16 protein-coding genes are annotated in these 16,964 nt (G+C 57.4%); 4 read left to right on the plus strand and 12 right to left on the minus strand.

Annotation, left to right across the window (positions count from 1 at the left end; all coding sequences use genetic code 11):
• The first annotated feature begins 3 nt into the window (after window positions 1–3).
• From lapB to yciH, 3 genes are all read left to right on the plus strand, one after another.
• The gene (lapB, locus tag EH164_RS10795) at window positions 4–1,173 is read left to right on the plus strand and encodes a lipopolysaccharide assembly protein LapB (RefSeq protein WP_124968212.1); all 1,170 of its coding nucleotides are present in this window, start codon (window positions 4–6) and stop codon (window positions 1,171–1,173) included.
• 187 nt (window positions 1,174–1,360) lie between these two features.
• Window positions 1,361–2,101: an orotidine-5'-phosphate decarboxylase gene (gene pyrF, locus EH164_RS10800; RefSeq protein ID WP_124968213.1), complete on the plus strand. Its 741-nt coding sequence runs from the start codon at window positions 1,361–1,363 to the stop codon at window positions 2,099–2,101.
• Window positions 2,098–2,424 carry a stress response translation initiation inhibitor YciH gene (gene yciH, locus EH164_RS10805; protein WP_124968214.1) on the plus strand — a complete coding sequence of 109 codons (327 nt, stop codon included), beginning with the start codon at window positions 2,098–2,100 and terminating at the stop codon, window positions 2,422–2,424. Before pyrF ends, yciH begins: the two co-directional genes overlap by 4 nt.
• Before the next feature lie 109 nt (window positions 2,425–2,533).
• Here the strand turns inward: yciH and osmB are convergent, their stop codons facing one another.
• The 3 genes from osmB to EH164_RS10820 form a co-directional block, all read right to left on the minus strand.
• Complete coding sequence (osmB, locus tag EH164_RS10810; RefSeq protein ID WP_124971389.1) at window positions 2,534–2,752, minus strand: osmotically-inducible lipoprotein OsmB; 219 nt, start codon at window positions 2,750–2,752, stop codon at window positions 2,534–2,536.
• A 255-nt stretch (window positions 2,753–3,007) separates the two neighbouring features.
• Window positions 3,008–3,766 (minus strand): DNA-binding transcriptional regulator YciT, encoded by a 759-nt coding sequence (locus EH164_RS10815; protein WP_034812171.1) that lies wholly within the window; start codon window positions 3,764–3,766, stop codon window positions 3,008–3,010.
• A gap of 89 nt (window positions 3,767–3,855) precedes the next feature.
• A complete protein-coding gene (locus EH164_RS10820; RefSeq protein WP_023478666.1) occupies window positions 3,856–4,038 on the minus strand; it encodes a hypothetical protein in 183 nt (60 codons plus the stop codon).
• A 189-nt stretch (window positions 4,039–4,227) separates the two neighbouring features.
• On the opposite strand from EH164_RS10820, the gene EH164_RS10825 reads away from it, so the two are divergent.
• Complete coding sequence (locus tag EH164_RS10825; RefSeq protein WP_023478610.1) at window positions 4,228–5,097, plus strand: crotonase/enoyl-CoA hydratase family protein; 870 nt, start codon at window positions 4,228–4,230, stop codon at window positions 5,095–5,097.
• Here the strand turns inward: EH164_RS10825 and pdeR are convergent.
• The 9 genes from pdeR to sapA all read right to left on the minus strand — a co-directional run bounded on the left by pdeR (window position 5,094) and on the right by sapA (window position 16,956).
• Entirely contained in the window at window positions 5,094–7,085 is a 1,992-nt protein-coding gene (pdeR, locus tag EH164_RS10830) for a cyclic di-GMP phosphodiesterase (protein WP_124968215.1), read from the minus strand. The two genes, EH164_RS10825 and pdeR, sit on opposite strands and share 4 nt — an antisense overlap.
• A 299-nt stretch (window positions 7,086–7,384) precedes the next feature.
• Complete coding sequence (locus tag EH164_RS10835; RefSeq protein ID WP_124971391.1) at window positions 7,385–9,319, minus strand: exoribonuclease II; 1,935 nt, start codon at window positions 9,317–9,319, stop codon at window positions 7,385–7,387.
• 111 nt (window positions 9,320–9,430) lie between these two features.
• Window positions 9,431–10,591, minus strand: coding sequence for a carboxymuconolactone decarboxylase family protein (locus EH164_RS10840; protein ID WP_124968216.1), 1,161 nt, complete (start codon window positions 10,589–10,591; stop codon window positions 9,431–9,433).
• 177 nt (window positions 10,592–10,768) lie between these two features.
• A complete protein-coding gene (gene fabI, locus EH164_RS10845) occupies window positions 10,769–11,557 on the minus strand; it encodes an enoyl-ACP reductase FabI (RefSeq protein ID WP_023478625.1) in 789 nt (262 codons plus the stop codon).
• Window positions 11,558–11,679: 122 nt separating this feature from the next.
• Complete coding sequence (gene sapF, locus EH164_RS10850; RefSeq protein WP_023478701.1) at window positions 11,680–12,486, minus strand: peptide ABC transporter ATP-binding protein SapF; 807 nt, start codon at window positions 12,484–12,486, stop codon at window positions 11,680–11,682.
• Between the two features lies 1 nt (window position 12,487).
• On the minus strand, window positions 12,488–13,480 hold the full coding sequence (sapD, locus tag EH164_RS10855) for a putrescine export ABC transporter ATP-binding protein SapD (RefSeq protein WP_023478893.1): 993 nt from the start codon (window positions 13,478–13,480) through the stop codon (window positions 12,488–12,490).
• Window positions 13,480–14,370: a putrescine export ABC transporter permease SapC gene (gene sapC / locus EH164_RS10860; RefSeq protein WP_023478710.1), complete on the minus strand. Its 891-nt coding sequence runs from the start codon at window positions 14,368–14,370 to the stop codon at window positions 13,480–13,482. Before sapC ends, sapD begins: the two co-directional genes overlap by 1 nt.
• Window positions 14,357–15,322 carry a putrescine export ABC transporter permease SapB gene (gene sapB, locus EH164_RS10865; RefSeq protein ID WP_124968217.1) on the minus strand — a complete coding sequence of 322 codons (966 nt, stop codon included), beginning with the start codon at window positions 15,320–15,322 and terminating at the stop codon, window positions 14,357–14,359. Before sapB ends, sapC begins: the two co-directional genes overlap by 14 nt.
• Window positions 15,319–16,956 (minus strand): ABC transporter substrate-binding protein SapA, encoded by a 1,638-nt coding sequence (gene sapA / locus EH164_RS10870; RefSeq protein ID WP_124968218.1) that lies wholly within the window; start codon window positions 16,954–16,956, stop codon window positions 15,319–15,321. The genes sapB and sapA overlap by 4 nt, the downstream gene beginning before the upstream one ends.
• Between the last annotated feature and the right edge of the window lie 8 nt (window positions 16,957–16,964).

A 16,964-nucleotide genomic window follows, 5' to 3' on the forward strand; every position in this document is an offset into this window, starting at 1 on the left:
TTTATGCTGGAGTTGCTGTTTCTGTTGTTGCCTGTCGCAGCGGCCTATGGCTGGTATATGGGGCGCAGAAATGCTCAACAAACTAAACAGGATGAGGCTAACCGCTTGTCGCGTGAATACGTGGCCGGGGTTAACCTTTTACTGAGCAATCAGCAGGATAAAGCGGTCGATCTCTTTCTCGATATGTTGAAAGAGGATACCGGCACGGTTGAAGCGCACCTGACCCTCGGGAATCTGTTCCGTTCGCGCGGCGAAGTTGACCGCGCTATCCGCATCCATCAAACCCTGATGGAGAGCGCCTCCCTCTCTTACGATCAGCGCCTGTTAGCGGTGCAGCAGCTTGGCCGCGATTATATGGCAGCCGGGATGTACGATCGCGCCGAAGATATGTTTAACCAACTGGTGGATGAGACCGATTTTCGCGTCAGCGCGCTGCAACAGCTGCTGCAAATCTACCAGGCGACCAGCGAATGGCAGAAAGCGATCGACGTCGCCGAGCGGCTGGTGAAGCTCGGTAAAGATAAGCAGCGCGGTGAAATCGCCCACTTCTACTGTGAGCTCGCGCTACAGCAGATGGGCAATGAAGATATGGATCGCGCCATGGCGCTGCTGAAGAAGGGCGCAGCGGCCGATCGCGACAGCGCGCGCGTCTCTATTATGATGGGGCGCGTGTTTATGGCCAGCGGCGATTACGCGAAAGCGGTAGAGAGCCTGCTGAAGGTGATCGATCAGGATAAAGACCTGGTCAGCGAAACGCTGGAGATGCTGCAAACCTGCTATCTGCAATTGGGTAAAACCGATGAGTGGGCGGATTTCCTGCAGCGTTGCGTCGAGGAGAATACCGGTGCTGCCGCCGAGCTGATGCTGGCGGAAATTGTTGAGCGTCGCGAAGGGGTGGATGCCGCGCAAGGGTACGTCACGCGCCAGCTACAGCGTCATCCGACCATGCGTGTGTTCCATAAACTGATGGACTACCACCTCAACGAAGCGGAAGAGGGGCGCGCGAAAGAGAGCCTGATGGTGCTGCGCGAAATGGTTGGTGAGCAGGTACGCAGCAAGCCGCGTTATCGCTGCCATAAGTGCGGTTTTACGGCCTATACCATGTACTGGCACTGCCCATCCTGCCGCGCCTGGTCGACGGTTAAACCGATTCGCGGTCTCGACGGGCAGTGATTTTTTAAAAGCCCTTACTTTAGTTACAACATACTTATTAGGTTTTCTAACACGGTTTCATCAACTCCTGTGCAGTCAGCGCTTTGCAGGTAAGGGAAACTGTTATTTCGCTCGCCGCGCAGGTAGAATGCTGCCCGTTTACCCATTTTGCGCCTGAGCGGGTGCCCTCATTTCAGAAGGTCTGATCATGACGTCCACTACTTTATCGACTTCCCGCGCGGTTACCGACTTTCCGGTCGTTGTCGCCCTCGATTACGCCAACCGCGATAACGCCCTGGCTTTTGTAGACCGCATCGATCCGCGCGATTGCCGCCTGAAAGTGGGCAAAGAGATGTTCACGCTCTTCGGGCCGCAGTTTGTGCGCGAGTTGCAGCAACGCGGGTTCGATATCTTCCTCGATCTGAAATTCCACGATATTCCCAACACTGCTGCCCATGCGGTAAAAGCGGCGGCGGATCTTGGCGTCTGGATGGTCAACGTTCACGCCTCGGGCGGCGCACGGATGATGACCGCAGCCAAAGAGGCGCTGTTGCCATTTGGCGCAGATGCGCCGCTACTGATTGCGGTTACCGTGTTAACCAGCATGGAAGCGAGCGATTTACAGGATATCGGCATTACCGCCACGCCTGCGGAGCATGCCGAACGCCTGGCGCGTCTCACACAGCAGTGCGGGCTTGATGGCGTGGTCTGCTCGGCGCAGGAAGCGGTGCGTTTCAAAAGCGAGCTTGGGCAGGCATTTAAACTGGTCACGCCGGGTATCCGCCCGCAGGGCAGCGACGCAGGCGATCAACGCCGGATTATGACGCCCGAGCAGGCGCTGCAGGCCGGTGTCGATTACATGGTGATTGGTCGTCCGGTTACGCAATCTGCCGATCCGGCGCAAACGCTGAAAGCAATCAACGCCTCATTAGGCAAGGGGAGAGCATGAGCGATAACAACAGCCGTCTGGTCTACTCCACCGAAACCGGCCGCATTGATGAAGAGAAAGCGCCCGTTGAACGCCCAAAAGGCGACGGCGTTGTGCGCATCCAGCGCCAGACCAGCGGACGTAAAGGCAAAGGCGTCTGTTTAATCACCGGCATCGATCTTGATGACGAGGCGCTAAGCAAACTGGCGGCCGAGCTAAAGAAAAAATGCGGCTGCGGCGGGGCGGTGAAAGAGGGCGTTATTGAGATCCAGGGTGATAAACGCGACTTGCTTAAAACCCTGCTGGAAGCCAAAGGCATGAAAGTAAAACTGGCTGGTGGTTAATAAATAAGAAAGGCCGCGTTATTCACGCGGCCTTTTATTTACGTATTTTTTAAATCAGACCTGAAAGAAAGTAGATTTCTTGATATTTATTTGCCGTAGTACCGACTAATTATTTACCGACCTGATGGCCAATAATACCGCCGACTGCTGCGCCGCCCAGCGTGCCGAGCGTGCTGCCGTCTGTTAATACAGCACCGCCAAGCGCACCCGCACCCGCGCCAATCGCGGTGTTACGAGAACGTTTATCCCAGTGACCACAAGCGCTCAGAGACATTGCCAGGGTAACTGCCAGTACTGCTGCGGCCATTTTTTTACTTGTTAAAATCATCATACTTTCTCCTGAATAATCGATTCACGGAATCAGAGGCTCTCTAAGTATAGTCTTAGAAATAATCTGAAAGATCTTCCGTGAAACCTTGCTGCGCAGGGGTAATGCAATCACCTGAGTGATAATTACTCCCTGTTATATCGCTGATAATAATTTTACGCAGCGGCACGCAACAAACCAGGTAAAAACTCTTAATAAAATGCTCAGAATCGTCTCAGAAAAGAGAGAGATAGCCCGCCTTAGCGGGCGAGGGAATCAGGCGTTGGATGGGCTTTGAACAATATCAATAATCAGACCTGCCTCTTTAAGCTGGCGCTGTGCCTCGGCGGAAATAGCGTCATCTGTAATTACCCGCTGAAAGCGGTCAACCGGCCCCAGCGTATAAGGATGAACGACGCCAAATTTTGAGCTGTCGGTTAGCACAATCGCCTCGCTGCCTTTTTCCAGCACCGCGTTCACCACATCGGTGCGCATCATATCGCGCCCGGTAAAACCCGTTTCCGGCTGCCAGCCATCAATGCCGATAAAGGCCTTACTGAAATGCACCTGCGAAATGTACTGGCGCGTCAGCGGCCCCACCATGCTTTCACTCTTCTTCTGGTAAATGCCGCCGAGCAGAATTACTTCGCACTGCGCCGATTTAAGCAGATGCGCGATGTAGCTGCTGACCGTGATAATGGTGATATCCCGCTGCTCGCCAAGCTTGCGGGCGAGGAGGGCGTTGCTGCTGCCGTTCTCAATAAACACCGTTTCACCGGCGCTAACCAGCGAGGCGGCAAAATCAGCCAGTTCGCGCTTTACGGCATAGTTAGTCAGCATCCGCGTTTCGACATCTTCGCTGTCGAGCGGCACGGCAAACCCGTGAGTGCGACGTAGATAGCTCTGCTTCTCCAGCGTGTTCAGATCCTGGCGAATCGTCACTTCAGAAACGCCGGTCATACGGGCAAGATCGGCAACGCTCATCTGACCTTTGTCGATGACCGTTTGCAAAATAAGTTGTTGTCGGGAATTCATAGCCACACTTTTTTATCTTTCGCGCGAATGTAAATCGCCACGACTGCGGTGGCATTCCCGGCTGCCGCGTCATGGCGAAAAGAGATTACTTAAATTTCCCAGGGCGTCTTCTGCGTACCTGAGTGCGGGGGCTGGTCACTGTTATCGAGATCCCGTAACTCCGTCTTCAGAATTTCCAGATTACGGATAGCGGACTGATAATCTCCGGCCACCAGAATATCAAGCACGGTATCGATCCGGCCGGCCAGCTGTTTCACATCGATCTCTGCCATACCTTCACCTTCATATCGAAAAACGAATAAATTCAATGATGCAGAAAAGCGTTTAAAAAGAGAAGGGAAAAAACCACATCTCAGGCGCTTCTCTGCATGAAGTATATATTCATCTCTCCGCCCGTGGTCGGTCAGAGCGTGACGTAGTCTTTGCAGGCGCGCAACGCGCACTATCTGGAGGAATACGCAATGACGATAAGTAATCAACCAACCTGCAAACTCTTTACCGATGAACAACGTTTCACGCAACTCTCAGGTTTTTACGAAGAGGAGCGGCGCACCGTGTGGATGATGCTGCGCGCGAGGCCGCGCCCCTGCTTCAACCACCAACTTATTGAAGAGATCATGAACCTCTCCTGGCTGGTCAGGCAGAGCGGGTTTGCCGTCGACTTCTGGGTCACCGGATCGCTGGTCCCCGGTATGTTCAATACGGGCGGCGATCTGCACTTTTTTGTCGAGTGCATCAAAAACGGACGCCGTGAAGCGTTACGCGCCTATGCCCGTGCCTGCGTGGATTGTGTGCATGCGGCATCGCGCGGTTTTGACACCGGCGCAATTTCGCTGGCAATGATCGAAGGCAGCGCGCTCGGCGGTGGCTTTGAGGCCGCGCTGGCGCACCATTTTGTGCTGGCGCAGCGCGATGCGCGCCTCGGTTTCCCGGAGATCGCCTTTAACCTCTTTCCCGGCATGGGTGCCTATTCATTGGTTTCGCGCCGCTCGGGAATGAAACTGGCGGAAGAGCTTATCTATAAAGGGGAGTCCCATTCGGCGGAGTGGTATGCGTCAAAAGGGCTGGTCGATGTCGCGTTTGAAGAGGGGCAAGGCTTTATGGCCGTGCGTACCTTTATCGATACGCTGCAACCCCGTCTCAATGGCGTGCGTGCCATGCTCAGGGCGCGCCAGCGCGTGCTGCAACTGCCGCGCAGCGAGCTGATGGATATCACGGAGGATTGGGTGGATGCTGCCTTCTGCCTGCAAGCGAAAGATATCGCCTATATGGAGCGCCTGGTGCTGTTGCAAAACCGCCATACGGCGGTTGCGCTCAGTAAAGCCGGTTAACGCGCCTTGCGTTGCTGGTAGCGTGTAAACCAACGTTCAAACGCGGCAGCGGGCATCGGTCTGGCAAACAGAAACCCCTGCCGCTCATGGACGCCGTTGTCGGTCAAAAACGCATCCTCCTGCGCACTCTCCACCCCTTCAGCAATCACCTGCAGATTAAGTGCCGCCGCCACCGCGACAATGGCGCGCACCAGCGATTGCGAAATCGGCTGTTGATGAATATCGCGCACGAAACTCTGGTCGAGTTTGATGGCGTTAAGCGGAAAGCGCGCCAGTTGTGACAGTGAGGAGTAGCCGGTACCAAAGTCATCCAGATGCACCTGCGCCCCCAGCGCGCTGAACTGCTGGATGACGGAGAGCGCCAGCGCTTCGTTCTCAATAATGCAGCTTTCGGTCAGCTCAACGTCAATCGGGCAGTCAGTAAAATGAAGCTCCCTGAGCGCCCGTTTCAGATCGCTGAAGATGGTCTGATCGGCGAGCTGTCGCGCAGAGACATTCACCGCCACGCGCAGGTTAATTCCCTGGTCGCGCCATTTCGCCACTTGCCGTACCACATCAAGCATCACCCATCGGCCGAGCGGCACAATCAGGCCGGACTCTTCGGCGTAGGAGATAAAATCGAGCGGTGGGATCAGCCCGCGCTCGGGCGACTGCCAGCGCACCAGCGCTTCGAGGCTGCGCACTTCGCCATTCCGGTTCACTTTCGGCTGGTAGTGAATCACCAGTTGCTCTTTATCCAGCGCCTTGCGCAGGTTGGTATCGAGCCAAAGGTACTCAAATACCCGCTGGTTCATCTCGGCGCAAAACACGCAAAACTTGCCGCGACCGTTCTCTTTGGCGGTATACATCGCGGTATCGGCATTGCGGATCAGATTTTCGCGATCGTTGCCATGTTCAGGGGCGAGGGCGATACCAATCGAGCAGCCGGAGTAAATCTCAATCAGCCCGATGCGGAACGGCGCACGCAATCGACATAAAATGCGCGAGGCCATCGCCTCCAGCGCCACTTGCGAAGTGTCGGTCGCCAGCACGATAAACTCATCGCCGCCAAGCCGCGCCAGCACCTGGCCCTCATCAAGACAGCCCAATATAGCCAGCGCAACGGCCTGCAATAGCTGGTCGCCAAACATATGCCCATAGGCATCGTTCACTTTTTTAAAGTTATCGAGGTCGAGATAGACCACGCCGACCTGCGAGTCGCCGCGCGCGGCAATCGCATCGCTGATGCGATCCTGGATAGCGTTGCGATTGGGTAAACCGGTAACGGTATCGGTATTCGCCAGCACCCGGAGACGCTCCTGGGCGTGGCGCTCCTCGGTAATATCCGTACCGGAGCAGATGAGGTAAACCTCGTTTTTACCGCTACCGCTGTGCACAAACTTATTGCGGAAGATAAACAGCCGCTGGCCTTTGCGCGTCTTCACCCAGCGCTCCACTTCGTACGAGGAGCCATCGCGGAAAAATTGGGTGATGTTGCGCTTTGAGGCCGCCGCTTCGCTGCGGCTCATAAACAGCTTAAAGACGTTTTGCCCAATCACCTCGTGCTCTTTCAGGCCGGTGTACTCTTCGCTCAGGCGGTTAAAACGCTGAATATTGCCCAGCCGGTCAAGGATCACGATCACCGAATTGGCTTCTGACACCACCTGCTCTGCAAAGGAGAGGCCCTGCACCAGATCGCGTGCGACAGCCTGAGTATCGTCCCATGCCGATGCGCTACCCGCCCAGGCATTACGGGTAATTTTTCGCCCGACAAGGTGAACCGTCACCTCTTCGCCAAACAGGGTGAGGGGCATGGTCAGGCTGGAGGTGATCACCGTCATCGCGCGGATTTGCGCTGCCTGCTCATCCGTCAGCGCGACAACCTGCGTGGTATCGGCATGCTCTTCAGGGGCGAAATGCAGGGCGTTGCTGTCAGCCGTAAGCCGCCAGTAAGGACTGTGTGAACCCAGATAGCGAAACAGCACGCTCTGTTCCTGCGTCTCTCTCATGCGTTCTCCCAACCTACCCGCCACAGGACGGGCACCTGTTGATGACCGACAACCGCCGTTAATGACAAGGCGGTTCTCCGTTAACGTATTGTTTTTATAGGAGTGTTGAGTAAAGCGTTACCTGGTGTGGAAAAGCAGAGACGGCTGCCGCACGCAAATGTGGGCGGTAAACAAACCGCTGCCTGATGAGAAGTGTGGTCGGTTTTCGCTATTTGTGGGAGGGAAAGTGCTTAAAAATGCGCAATATATCGGCAGAAAAGCGCTCCCTCCCGGACGGGAAGGAGCGTATAGCAGAAGCGTTACATAACCGGACGGGCGATCACGCTGCGGGTTTCCATGCGGACTTCAGCGATGGTGACATCAATAACATCCGTCACTTTGAACACCACTTCGCCTTTGATCTGCACGGTACCGCTCTCCTGGCTGCACACCAGCTCATCACGCACGGCATGAATAAACGGGGCAGGGATAAAGGCGACCGCACCGTTATCCACCAGGCGAACGCGCATGCCGCCGCGGCTGACATCGATGATTTCCGCTGCGAAGCGGGTGTCGGTGCCGGCTTTGTTTTGCAGGAAACGGGCATAGAGCCAGTCGCCGACATCGCGCTCGGCCATACGGTTCAGGCGACGGCGCTCGGCCATCTGCAAGGTGGTCTCATCCTGCGGACGCACCGGCGTTTCACCTTTGATGATCGCTTTCAGCAGGCGGTGGTTGACCATATCGCCATACTTACGGATCGGCGAGGTCCAGGTTGCGTAGGCATCCAGCCCCAGACCGAAGTGCGGGCCTGGGTTGATGCTGATTTCGGCGAAGGACTGGAAGCGACGAATGCGGCTGTCGAGGAAGCCGGACGGCTGCGCGTCGAGTTCGCGGCGCAGTTTGCAGAAGCCTTCCAGCGTCAGCACCTCGTCAGCCTTCACTTCGACACCGTGGGTTTTCAGCATCGCCACCAGCTGCTCGCTGTTCGCCGGGTCGAAACCTAAATGGACGTTGTAAATACCAAAGCCCAGCTTGTCGCGCAGCACGCGCGCAGCGCAGATGTTGGCGGCAATCATCGACTCTTCAACGATGCGGTTGGCAATGCGGCGCGGCTCGGCAACGATATCCAGCACTTCGCCTTTTTCGCCGAGCACAAAGCGGTAATCCGGACGATCTTTAAACACCAGCGCATGGGTCTGACGCCACTGGCCGCGCAAATCGCAGGCGCGTTTCAGCAAACGGATCTGCGACGCGATGGCGTCGCTACCTGGCTGCCACTCGCCGCGGTTTTCCAGCCAGTCAGAGACATCGTCATAGGCCAGTTTGGCTTTTGATTGGATGGTGGCGGCGAAAAACTCAATGTTCTCTTCAATGGTGCCGTCGCTGTCCAGCGTCATGCGGCAGACCAGCGCCGGACGCACTTCGTTAGCGCGCAGGGAGCAGAGATCGTCAGAGAGTTCGCGCGGCAGCATCGGAATGTTGAAGCCCGGCAGGTAGTTGGTGAAGGCGCGGATTTTCGCCGCATCGTCAAGCTTGCTGCCTTCGGCGATCCACGCGGTAGGATCGGCAATCGCTACGGTCAGTTGCAGTTTGCCGTCGGCCAGCTCTTCGGCGTAAAGCGCATCATCCATATCTTCTGTGCTGGCGCTGTCGATGGTGACGAAATCAAGCGCGGTCAGATCGACACGCTGCAATCCGTCATCGAGCATCTCTGTCGCCACGCCGTTCGGCGCCTCTTTCTCGAGGTTGTGACGGGCAAGCGTTACCCACCACGGCACGAAGTGGTCGTCAGAGAAGGTGATGAATTGCGTGAGTTCCGCGTAGAAACCGCGATCGCCTTTCAGCGGGTGACGGCGCATCTCGGCGACCGCCCAGTCACCCTCTTTAAAATCATGCTCCACGCCACGCGCGGCGCGACAGGGGATGGAGTCTTTGAGTAAAGGATGATCCGGCACAATCGACAGACGGTCATCTTTTTTGTGCACTTTACCCACGAAACGGGTCAGAAAAGGCTCGACCAGCGTTTCCGGCTCCGCGCTTTCGCGCTCTTTTTCCGTGTGAATAACGGCAACAATCCGATCGCCGTGCATCACTTTTTTCATCTGCGGCGGCGGGATGAAATAGCTTTTTTGAGCATCGACTTCCAGAAATCCGAAGCCTTTCTCGGTGCCTTTAACAACACCTTCTGCACGCGGTGTCTGAGAGTGGAGCTGCTGTTTAAGCTGCGCGAGCAGCGGGTTATCCTGGAGCATAATCATCTATTTTCGTGGCTAAAAGAGCGGCTGACAGTTTTACGCGATTCCGCCTGTTGCAGCAAGCGCTGTTTCAGCAAAATCTCTATGCGCGCCGCCCCGTTTCTGCCTTCACGCCGCAGGCTCGCCGAGGGCGATCTTCAGCCGGTTGATCCAGCCGCACAGGGCGCAGCGCAGCAGCAGGCTGAATGCTGCCTGGGGGCTAAAACCCGCCTTCGAGAGCGCTGCAAGCTGAGCCGGGCTGAATCTGTCCGGCGCGCAGGTCAGCATTTGCACCGCCTGCACCAGCGCGCGCTCTTTATCGTTATCCGCCAGAAACGCACTGAGGGCAGGTTCGCCCTGGCGCAGCGCTTCCCGCAGCCCGGCAGCATGAACGCCACGTTGCAGACGTTCAGCAAAACAGCCGGTGCTGCCGTTGATGCGCGCGGTTGAGGCTCCGACCAGCCAGCCCAGAGTTTTATTCGGCGTAATGGCGTTCACCTGCTGGCAAATCTCGCCCAGCTCGTTGAGCAGCAGATGCTCATGCGCCAGCAGCGGCGCAAGCTGGCGCAGCTCGGGCAGCGGCTGCCAGTGGGCAAGGGAGCCCATCTGCGCGGCGTTTGATACACGCGGGTCAACCCCCTCAATCGCCGGTTGCCAGCCCGCGTTTTCATCGGCAAACAGGCTGGCGTCGGCGGGCGGTTGAGTCTCCATGCCGGGAATATAGCGCACCGATTGCCCCAGCAGCGCCTGCAAAATAGCGAGTACCCGCGCCTGGAAGGCGATAAACCCGACAATCTGATTGAAGAGCACAATATCGAACAGCGTCAGGCCCACCTCTTCAAGCTGCTGGCGGGCCCGGGTATCAATCACCGACGGCGAAGCGGCAAGCTGACGCGCATATTGCGTGATCTGCGCCAGCCTGCAGTTGCTCTCGCGCGATGAATCGGGGGCCGCCAGAGGAGCAAGCCGTGCGGCGTAGTGGTTGCACAAACGCTGGACGCCAAACACCTGCGCCACGGTGAGCGCGGTGCTGAGTCGATCGTAGGCGCTGAAGGTTCGCAGCCGCGTGGTCTGTATCCGCTGCGGAAAGAGCAGGGCGTAGAGTTTGCGCGCGGGCGCGGCAATGGCCTCGACATCGCCATGCAGATCATCCGGCACAGTGAGGTCGAGCAGAAAGGGGTCATTAACGGTAGCGGCTTCGGGAACCAACGGTAGCGCGTGTACCCGGCTGGCGCTTGACTGGGTCTCATGATACCAGTGGCTTTTGCCTGCAATCCGGCGTTGTTCCATGGTCGTTCCTTGGTCTCAAAGTGGCGATCCGGGGACGACGTCAGGTCTTAGCTTGCCGGATCGGTGGTGCTGCTTAATCCTGGCGTAAGGGGGAGGCGGGATAAAAGATTGTTAGGTGATAACAAATATCAGAAAGGCATAAAAAAACGCCCCTTCGGCAGAAGGGGCATTGAGGAATTATTTGATTTCCAGCTCGTTCATCGCAGCGATGTTGAAACCGCCGTCGACGTGAACCACTTCACCGGAGATACCGGCAGAGAGGTCAGAGCAGAGGAACGCCGCAGAGTTGCCGACGTCTTCGATGGTCACGGTGCGACGGATCGGGGTAACCGCTTCGCAGTGTGCCAGCATTTTACGGAAGTCTTTAATACCGGAAGCCGCCAGGGTGCGGATCGGACCCGCGGAGATGCCGTTGACGCGCACGCCTTCCGGACCCATCGCGTTCGCCATATAGCGCACGTTCGCTTCCAGAGACGCTTTCGCCAGGCCCATCACGTTGTAGTTCGGGATAGCACGCTCTGCGCCCAGGTAGGAGAGGGTCAGCAGCGCGGAGCCCGGGTTCAGCATTTCGCGGCAGGCTTTAGCCATCGCTACAAAGCTGTAGGAGCTGATGTCGTGGGCAATTTTGAAGCCTTCACGGGTTACGGCGTTAACATAGTCGCCGTCCAGCTGATCGCCCGGTGCGAAACCGATGGAGTGCACGAAGCCGTCAAATTTCGGCCAGACTTTCGCCAGGTCAGTAAACAGGGCGTCGATGCTCTCATCTTGCGCCACATCACACTCCAGCACGATGCTGGAACCCAGCTGGGCGGCAAACTCTTCAACACGGCCTTTCAGCTTGTCGTTCTGGTAGGTGAACGCCAGCTCCGCGCCTTCGCGATGCATAGCCTGCGCGATGCCGTATGCGATGGAGAGTTTGCTGGCTACGCCAGTCACCAGAATGCGCTTACCGGAAAGAAAACCCATAGCTTTAATCCTTATATTCATTGTTGTGGCGCTCGCGGCTCTGTTGGGGCGAGCGTCGTTAAAACGCGGCGATTCTATCATGAGTCGCCGTCTCCGTTAATCCGACCACTGAAAGGTTTGTTTCAGCGGTCTTTTCGCCAGGCGTCGGCGGTTAATGCTTCGCCAAAATGACCGGCAATTAAGCGTTTTGTGAGATCGTGCAGCGGCGAGGCGAGCACATCGGCGGTGCTGCCGCGCTCCACCACTTCCCCCTGATGCATCACCAGCACCTGATCGCTGATATGTTTCATCATGCCGATATGCTGGGTGACATAAATATAAGAGATACCCTGTTTCTCCTGTAATTCCAGCATCAGGTTGATTAACTGCGAACGCATCGACATATCGAGCGAGGCCAGCGCTTCATCGGCAATAATCACTTTCGGGCGCAGGATCAGCGCACGCGCCAGCCCAAGGCGCTGTTTCTGCCCCGGAGCCAGCATGTGCGGATAGTAGCTGACATGATCCGGCAGCAGGCCGACCATGCGCAGGGTTTCCAGGATGCGTTTACGCCGCGCTTCCGGCTCCAGATCGGTGTTGAGACGCAGAGGAAAATCAAGGATCTGCGACAGCCGCTGACGCGGGTTAAGCGAGGTGGTCGGATCCTGAAAAATCATACGGATATGCTGACTGCGGAAGGTGTAATCGCCGTAATGCAGCGGCTTATCGTCAATCACCAGTTCGCCGGCGGTGGGCGCGATCATCCCTGCCAGCATTTTCGCCAGCGTCGATTTTCCGGAGCCGTTCTCGCCAATAATCGCCAGCGTCTGCCGTTCGCGCAGGGTAAAGCTGAGCGGCTTCACCGCTTCAACGGTCTGGCGGCGGAACCAGCCGGTGCGGTAGCGGAAGGTTTTGCTCAGGTTGCGCACTTCAAGCAAGGTTTCAACCATCTCACTCACTCTCCATATTCAGCGGGAAATGGCAGGCAAACAGGTGATTACGCGGACCTGCAAGCCGCGGCGTTTCAATACATTTGCGCTGGGCATAGGGGCAGCGCGGCCCCAGGCGGCAGCCAATCGGCAGATGCTCAAGCAGCGGGATCGCGCCTGGCAGCGTATTCAGGCGGCTTTTATGCGGCATCGCGCTACCAAAATCGGGAATAGCGCGGATCAGTGCCTGGGTATAGGGGTGATGCGGCGTGGCGATCAGATCTTCGCTCGGCGCGGTCTCAACCGTCTGCCCGCAGTACATCACATTGATACGGTCGGCCCATTTGCTCAGCATCTGCAAATCGTGGCTGATCAAGATGATGGTCGTGTTGTTGTTCTGATTCAGCCGGTCGAGCAGGCGGAAAATCTGTGCCTGGGTGGTCGGCTCCATGGCGTTGGTTGGCTCATCGGCAATCAGCAGACGCGGCTGGTTGGCCAGCGCAATGGCGATCATCACTTTCTGACATTCGCCCTCCGTCAGCTCGTAAGGGAAACTGCGCATCGCATCTTTATGATCTTTAATGCCGACGCGGTGCAGTAGTTCAATCGCCCGGCGTTTGCGCCAGCCCATGCGCTGCCACCATTTGCCTTTAAAGGTCCAGCGCGGGATGTTTTGCATCAGCTGCTTGCCGACACGCTCGGAGGGATCGAGACAGGATTGCGGCTCCTGGAAAATCATCGACACGTTATGGCCCAGCAGCTTGCGCCGCTCGCGCGCCGAGAGACGCATCAGGTCGATATCATCAAAGCGCATCCGGTCCGCCGTGACGCGCCAGTTATCCTTGGTAACGCCACAGATCGCTTTCGCAATCAGGCTCTTACCGGAGCCGGATTCACCCACCAGCCCGCGAATCTCGCCCTCGGCGAGGGTCAGGCTGACGCGGTCGACCGCTTTCACCCATTCAGAGCCGGTTTTGACTTCAATGGTCAGGTTACGGATATCAAGAAGCGGCATTACTCCACCCCCGCAGTGATGGCGCGACGAATGCCGTCGCCCAGCACGTTAACCAGCAGTACGCTCACCATAATCGCCGCGCCCGGCAGCATCACCGTCCACGGCGCAACATAAATCAGCTCCAGCGCATCGCCCAGCATCGCGCCCCACTCCGGGGAGGGGAGCTGCGCGCCGAGATCGAGAAAGCCGAGCGCGGCAATATCAAGGATCGCCATCGACAGCGCGCGGGTAATCTCGGTCACCATACCGGCAGTGATATTCGGCAGAATGGCGTACCACAAAATATTCATCGTCGACGCGCCATCAAGACGGGCGGCAACAACATACTCTTTTTCCAGCTCGTCATGCACCAGGCTGTAGACCGAGCGCACCATGCGCGGCAGCAGCGCCAGCCAGACGGCAAACATCGCATGGGAGAGATGCGGGCCGACAAAGGCGACGACAATAATCGCCAGCAGCAGGGTTGGCAGCGAGAGCAGGGTATCGAGAATATGGTTCAGCACCGCCGAGCGCAGGCCGTGCGTCGCTCCGGCAAAAACGCCGAGCAGCAGCCCGCACACCGTGGCGGCAAGCGTAACCAGAAACGCGCCGCCAACGGTAGGCGCCGCGCCGCTCAGCAGGCGGCTTAACACATCGCGGCCGAGATCGTCGGTGCCGAGGAAAAACGACACATCGCCATAGCGCGACCACGACGGCGGCAGAAGCTGGTAGCCAAGAAATTGCTGGTCGATGCCGTAAGGGGCGAACCAGTGACCGAACAGGCAGAGCAGCGCCAGCGCGCCGCAGCCATAAAGGCCGATCATCGCGGTGGGATCGCCATAAAAGTGGCGCCACGCGGTACGCAGCGCGCCGGGCGCACGTTTTTCGCTGTAGACGCTATCGTAAGGCATACCATTCCTTATGTTTTAACGGGTTCGCCAGCGCGCCGAGAATATCGGAGAGCACATTGACGATAATCACTAATGAACCGATAACCATCACGCCAGCGGAGATCGCGGCATAATCCTGCTGGCGGATAGCGTTGATCAACCAGCGGCCCAGCCCCGGCCAGCTAAAGACCACTTCGGTGATCATCGCCAGCGTCAGCATGGTGGAGAATTGCAGCCCCAGACGCGGGATCACCGGCGGCAGGGCGTTGTGCAGCACATGGCGGCGCAGAATAGTAAAGCGGGACAAACCGCGCGTCGCCGCCGCTTTAATGTAATTTTTCTCAAACACGTCAATGGTGCTGATACGCATCAGGCGGATCACTTCGGTGGTCGGTGCCACCGCCAGCGTTACAACCGGCAGGATGACGTGGCGCAGGGCGCTCATCAGCATCTCATCGCGCCACGGCGAGTCGGAAATCCAGGCATCAATCAGCGAAAAACCGGTGACAGTTTTCACTTCATACAGCAGATCAAAACGCCCGGAGACCGGCAGCCAGCCGAGATTAAGAGAGAAGAAGAGGGTAAGCAGCAGCGCCAGCCAGAAGACCGGAATGGAGAAGCCGAGCAGCGCGACGGCGCTAATAGCTTTATCCTGCCAGCGGCCGCGCATCACGCCCGCCAGCATCCCTACCGGAATACCAACCAGTAACGCCGAGCCAAAGGCGAGGATACAGAGCTCCATGGTCGCCGGGAAAACTTCCTGCAACTGCTCGGAAATTAGCTGTCCGTTAATGCTCGAGACGCCAAAATCCCAGTGCAGCAGGCCGTTAAACCAGAAGATCCACGCATTCCACAGCGTCGCGCCCTGCAAGGGCGCATGGGGGGTAAAGTAACTCAGGCTGAAGCCGACAAAGGTCAGTAAAAAGAGGGTGACCAGCAGCAACAGCAAACGACGCAAAGTAAAAATAATCACGGCGACACCTCTTTTTTATCCCGCGACACGCCAGCGAAAGAGGCGCTGCCGAACGGGCTCAGCACCAGGCCTTTAATATCGTACCGGTACGCCTGCAAGCGCAGGGAGGAGGCGAGCGGCAGCACCGGCAGTTCGCGGGCGAGGATCTGCTGGGCCTCATCATACTCATCGATGCGCGACGCCAGCTGCTGCGAGGCGAGCGCTTTTTGCAGCACCTCATCAAACTCGCGCTGGCACCAGTGGGCAAAGTTGGTTTGCGAATCAATCGCCGCACAGCTCAACAGCGGGCGGAAGAAGCTATCCGGATCGTTACTGTCCGTGGCCCAGCCGGTGAGCGTCAAATCGTGATTCATGTCCATCAGGCGCGCCTCCTGGAAGCGCCCCTCAACCGGCACAATCACCACTTTCACGCCCACCTGCGCCATATCCGCCTGAATCAGTTCGGCGGTTTTCAGCGGGCTGGGGTTCCAGGGCTGCGAGCTGGTTGGCACCCATAATTGCAGGGTGAGGTTCTCCAGCCCCAGCGCTTTCAGGCGCTCGCGTGCCTGTTTCGGGTCATATTCGGTAATTTTGGCATCGTTATCGTACGCCCACGAAGCGCGAGGCAGGATCGACGCTGCGGTCTCTGCCGTGCCGTAGTAAATCGACTGCATCAGGCGCTGGTTATTGATCGACAGCGCCAGCGCGTGGCGCACTGCCGGATTGTTGAGCGGTGGTTTGTTGGTATTGAATGCCAGATAGGCGATGTTCATCCCCGGACGCAGGGTTAAACGCAGCCGCGGATCGTCACGCAAAATGGTCAGTTGGCTGGCAGCGGGCCACGCCAGCACATCGCACTCGCCGGTGAGCAGTTTTGATAAACGTCCGGTGCCACCAGAGCCAAGATCAACAACCACTTGTTGCATCAAAGGCTTGCCGAGCCAGAACTTTTCGTGACGTTGTAACCGAACGTACTGCCCGGCGCGATACTCATCCAGCTGGAACGGCCCGGTGCCGACCGGCTGGCGGTCAATCAGCTCCTGACGATCAATTTTTTGCAGTTGCGCGGCATACTCTGCCGACATCACCGAGGCGTAATGGGTGGCGAGGTGCCATAAGAAGGAGGCATCCGGTTTTTTCAGGCTAAACTCGACGGTGCGGTTATCCAGCTTACGCACGCTCTCCACCGAGTCGGCAAATTGCAGGCTGTCGAAATAGGGGAAGCTGTCGCCATTGACGTTATGCCACGGATGGTGGCGATCGAAAATGCGCTGGAAAGTAAAGACCACGTCGTCGGCATTCAGCGTGCGGGTGGGGGTGAACCACGCGGTATGCTGGAAATTGACGCCGCTGCGCAGGCGAAAACGGTAGGTCGCGCCGTTATCCAGCACCTCCCAACTCTCTGCCAGCTCCGGCACCAGACGATAAGTATAAGGATCAACATCCAGCAGGCGGCTATAGAGCTGCGCGGCGAGGGTGTCGACAATCAGCCCGCTGCTCGCTTTTTGCGGGTTAAAGGTATTAACCTGGCCATTCACGCAATAGACAAAGCCGCTGTCGCGGATATCCGGCGCGGCGGCGGGCAGAGGTGCAGCCTGAGCCGTACCGGTCGCCAGCAGTGCGGTGAAAAGCAGGGAAGAGAAAACCAGACGCATGATTTTTT

The sequence above is a fragment of the Kosakonia sp. CCTCC M2018092 genome (assembly GCF_003864115.1).
Taxonomy (GTDB): Bacteria; Pseudomonadota; Gammaproteobacteria; order Enterobacterales; family Enterobacteriaceae; genus Kosakonia; species Kosakonia cowanii.

Excerpts from the sequence above, each read along its gene's own strand:
- sapD (WP_023478893.1), bottom strand. The coding sequence starts at position 13,480 with ATGCCGCTTCTTGATATCCGTAACCTGACCATTGAAGTCAAAACCGGC.
- pyrF (WP_124968213.1), top strand. The coding sequence starts at position 1,361 with ATGACGTCCACTACTTTATCGACTTCCCGCGCGGTTACCGACTTTCCG.
- EH164_RS10840 (WP_124968216.1), bottom strand. The coding sequence starts at position 10,591 with ATGGAACAACGCCGGATTGCAGGCAAAAGCCACTGGTATCATGAGACC.
- lapB (WP_124968212.1), top strand. The coding sequence starts at position 4 with ATGCTGGAGTTGCTGTTTCTGTTGTTGCCTGTCGCAGCGGCCTATGGC.
- EH164_RS10825 (WP_023478610.1), top strand. The coding sequence starts at position 4,228 with ATGACGATAAGTAATCAACCAACCTGCAAACTCTTTACCGATGAACAA.
- sapC (WP_023478710.1), bottom strand. The coding sequence starts at position 14,370 with ATGCCTTACGATAGCGTCTACAGCGAAAAACGTGCGCCCGGCGCGCTG.
- sapA (WP_124968218.1), bottom strand. The coding sequence starts at position 16,956 with ATGCGTCTGGTTTTCTCTTCCCTGCTTTTCACCGCACTGCTGGCGACC.
- yciH (WP_124968214.1), top strand. The coding sequence starts at position 2,098 with ATGAGCGATAACAACAGCCGTCTGGTCTACTCCACCGAAACCGGCCGC.
- EH164_RS10815 (WP_034812171.1), bottom strand. The coding sequence starts at position 3,766 with ATGAATTCCCGACAACAACTTATTTTGCAAACGGTCATCGACAAAGGT.
- osmB (WP_124971389.1), bottom strand. The coding sequence starts at position 2,752 with ATGATTTTAACAAGTAAAAAAATGGCCGCAGCAGTACTGGCAGTTACC.
- pdeR (WP_124968215.1), bottom strand. The coding sequence starts at position 7,085 with ATGAGAGAGACGCAGGAACAGAGCGTGCTGTTTCGCTATCTGGGTTCA.
- EH164_RS10820 (WP_023478666.1), bottom strand. The coding sequence starts at position 4,038 with ATGGCAGAGATCGATGTGAAACAGCTGGCCGGCCGGATCGATACCGTG.
- fabI (WP_023478625.1), bottom strand. The coding sequence starts at position 11,557 with ATGGGTTTTCTTTCCGGTAAGCGCATTCTGGTGACTGGCGTAGCCAGC.
- sapF (WP_023478701.1), bottom strand. The coding sequence starts at position 12,486 with ATGGTTGAAACCTTGCTTGAAGTGCGCAACCTGAGCAAAACCTTCCGC.
- EH164_RS10835 (WP_124971391.1), bottom strand. The coding sequence starts at position 9,319 with ATGCTCCAGGATAACCCGCTGCTCGCGCAGCTTAAACAGCAGCTCCAC.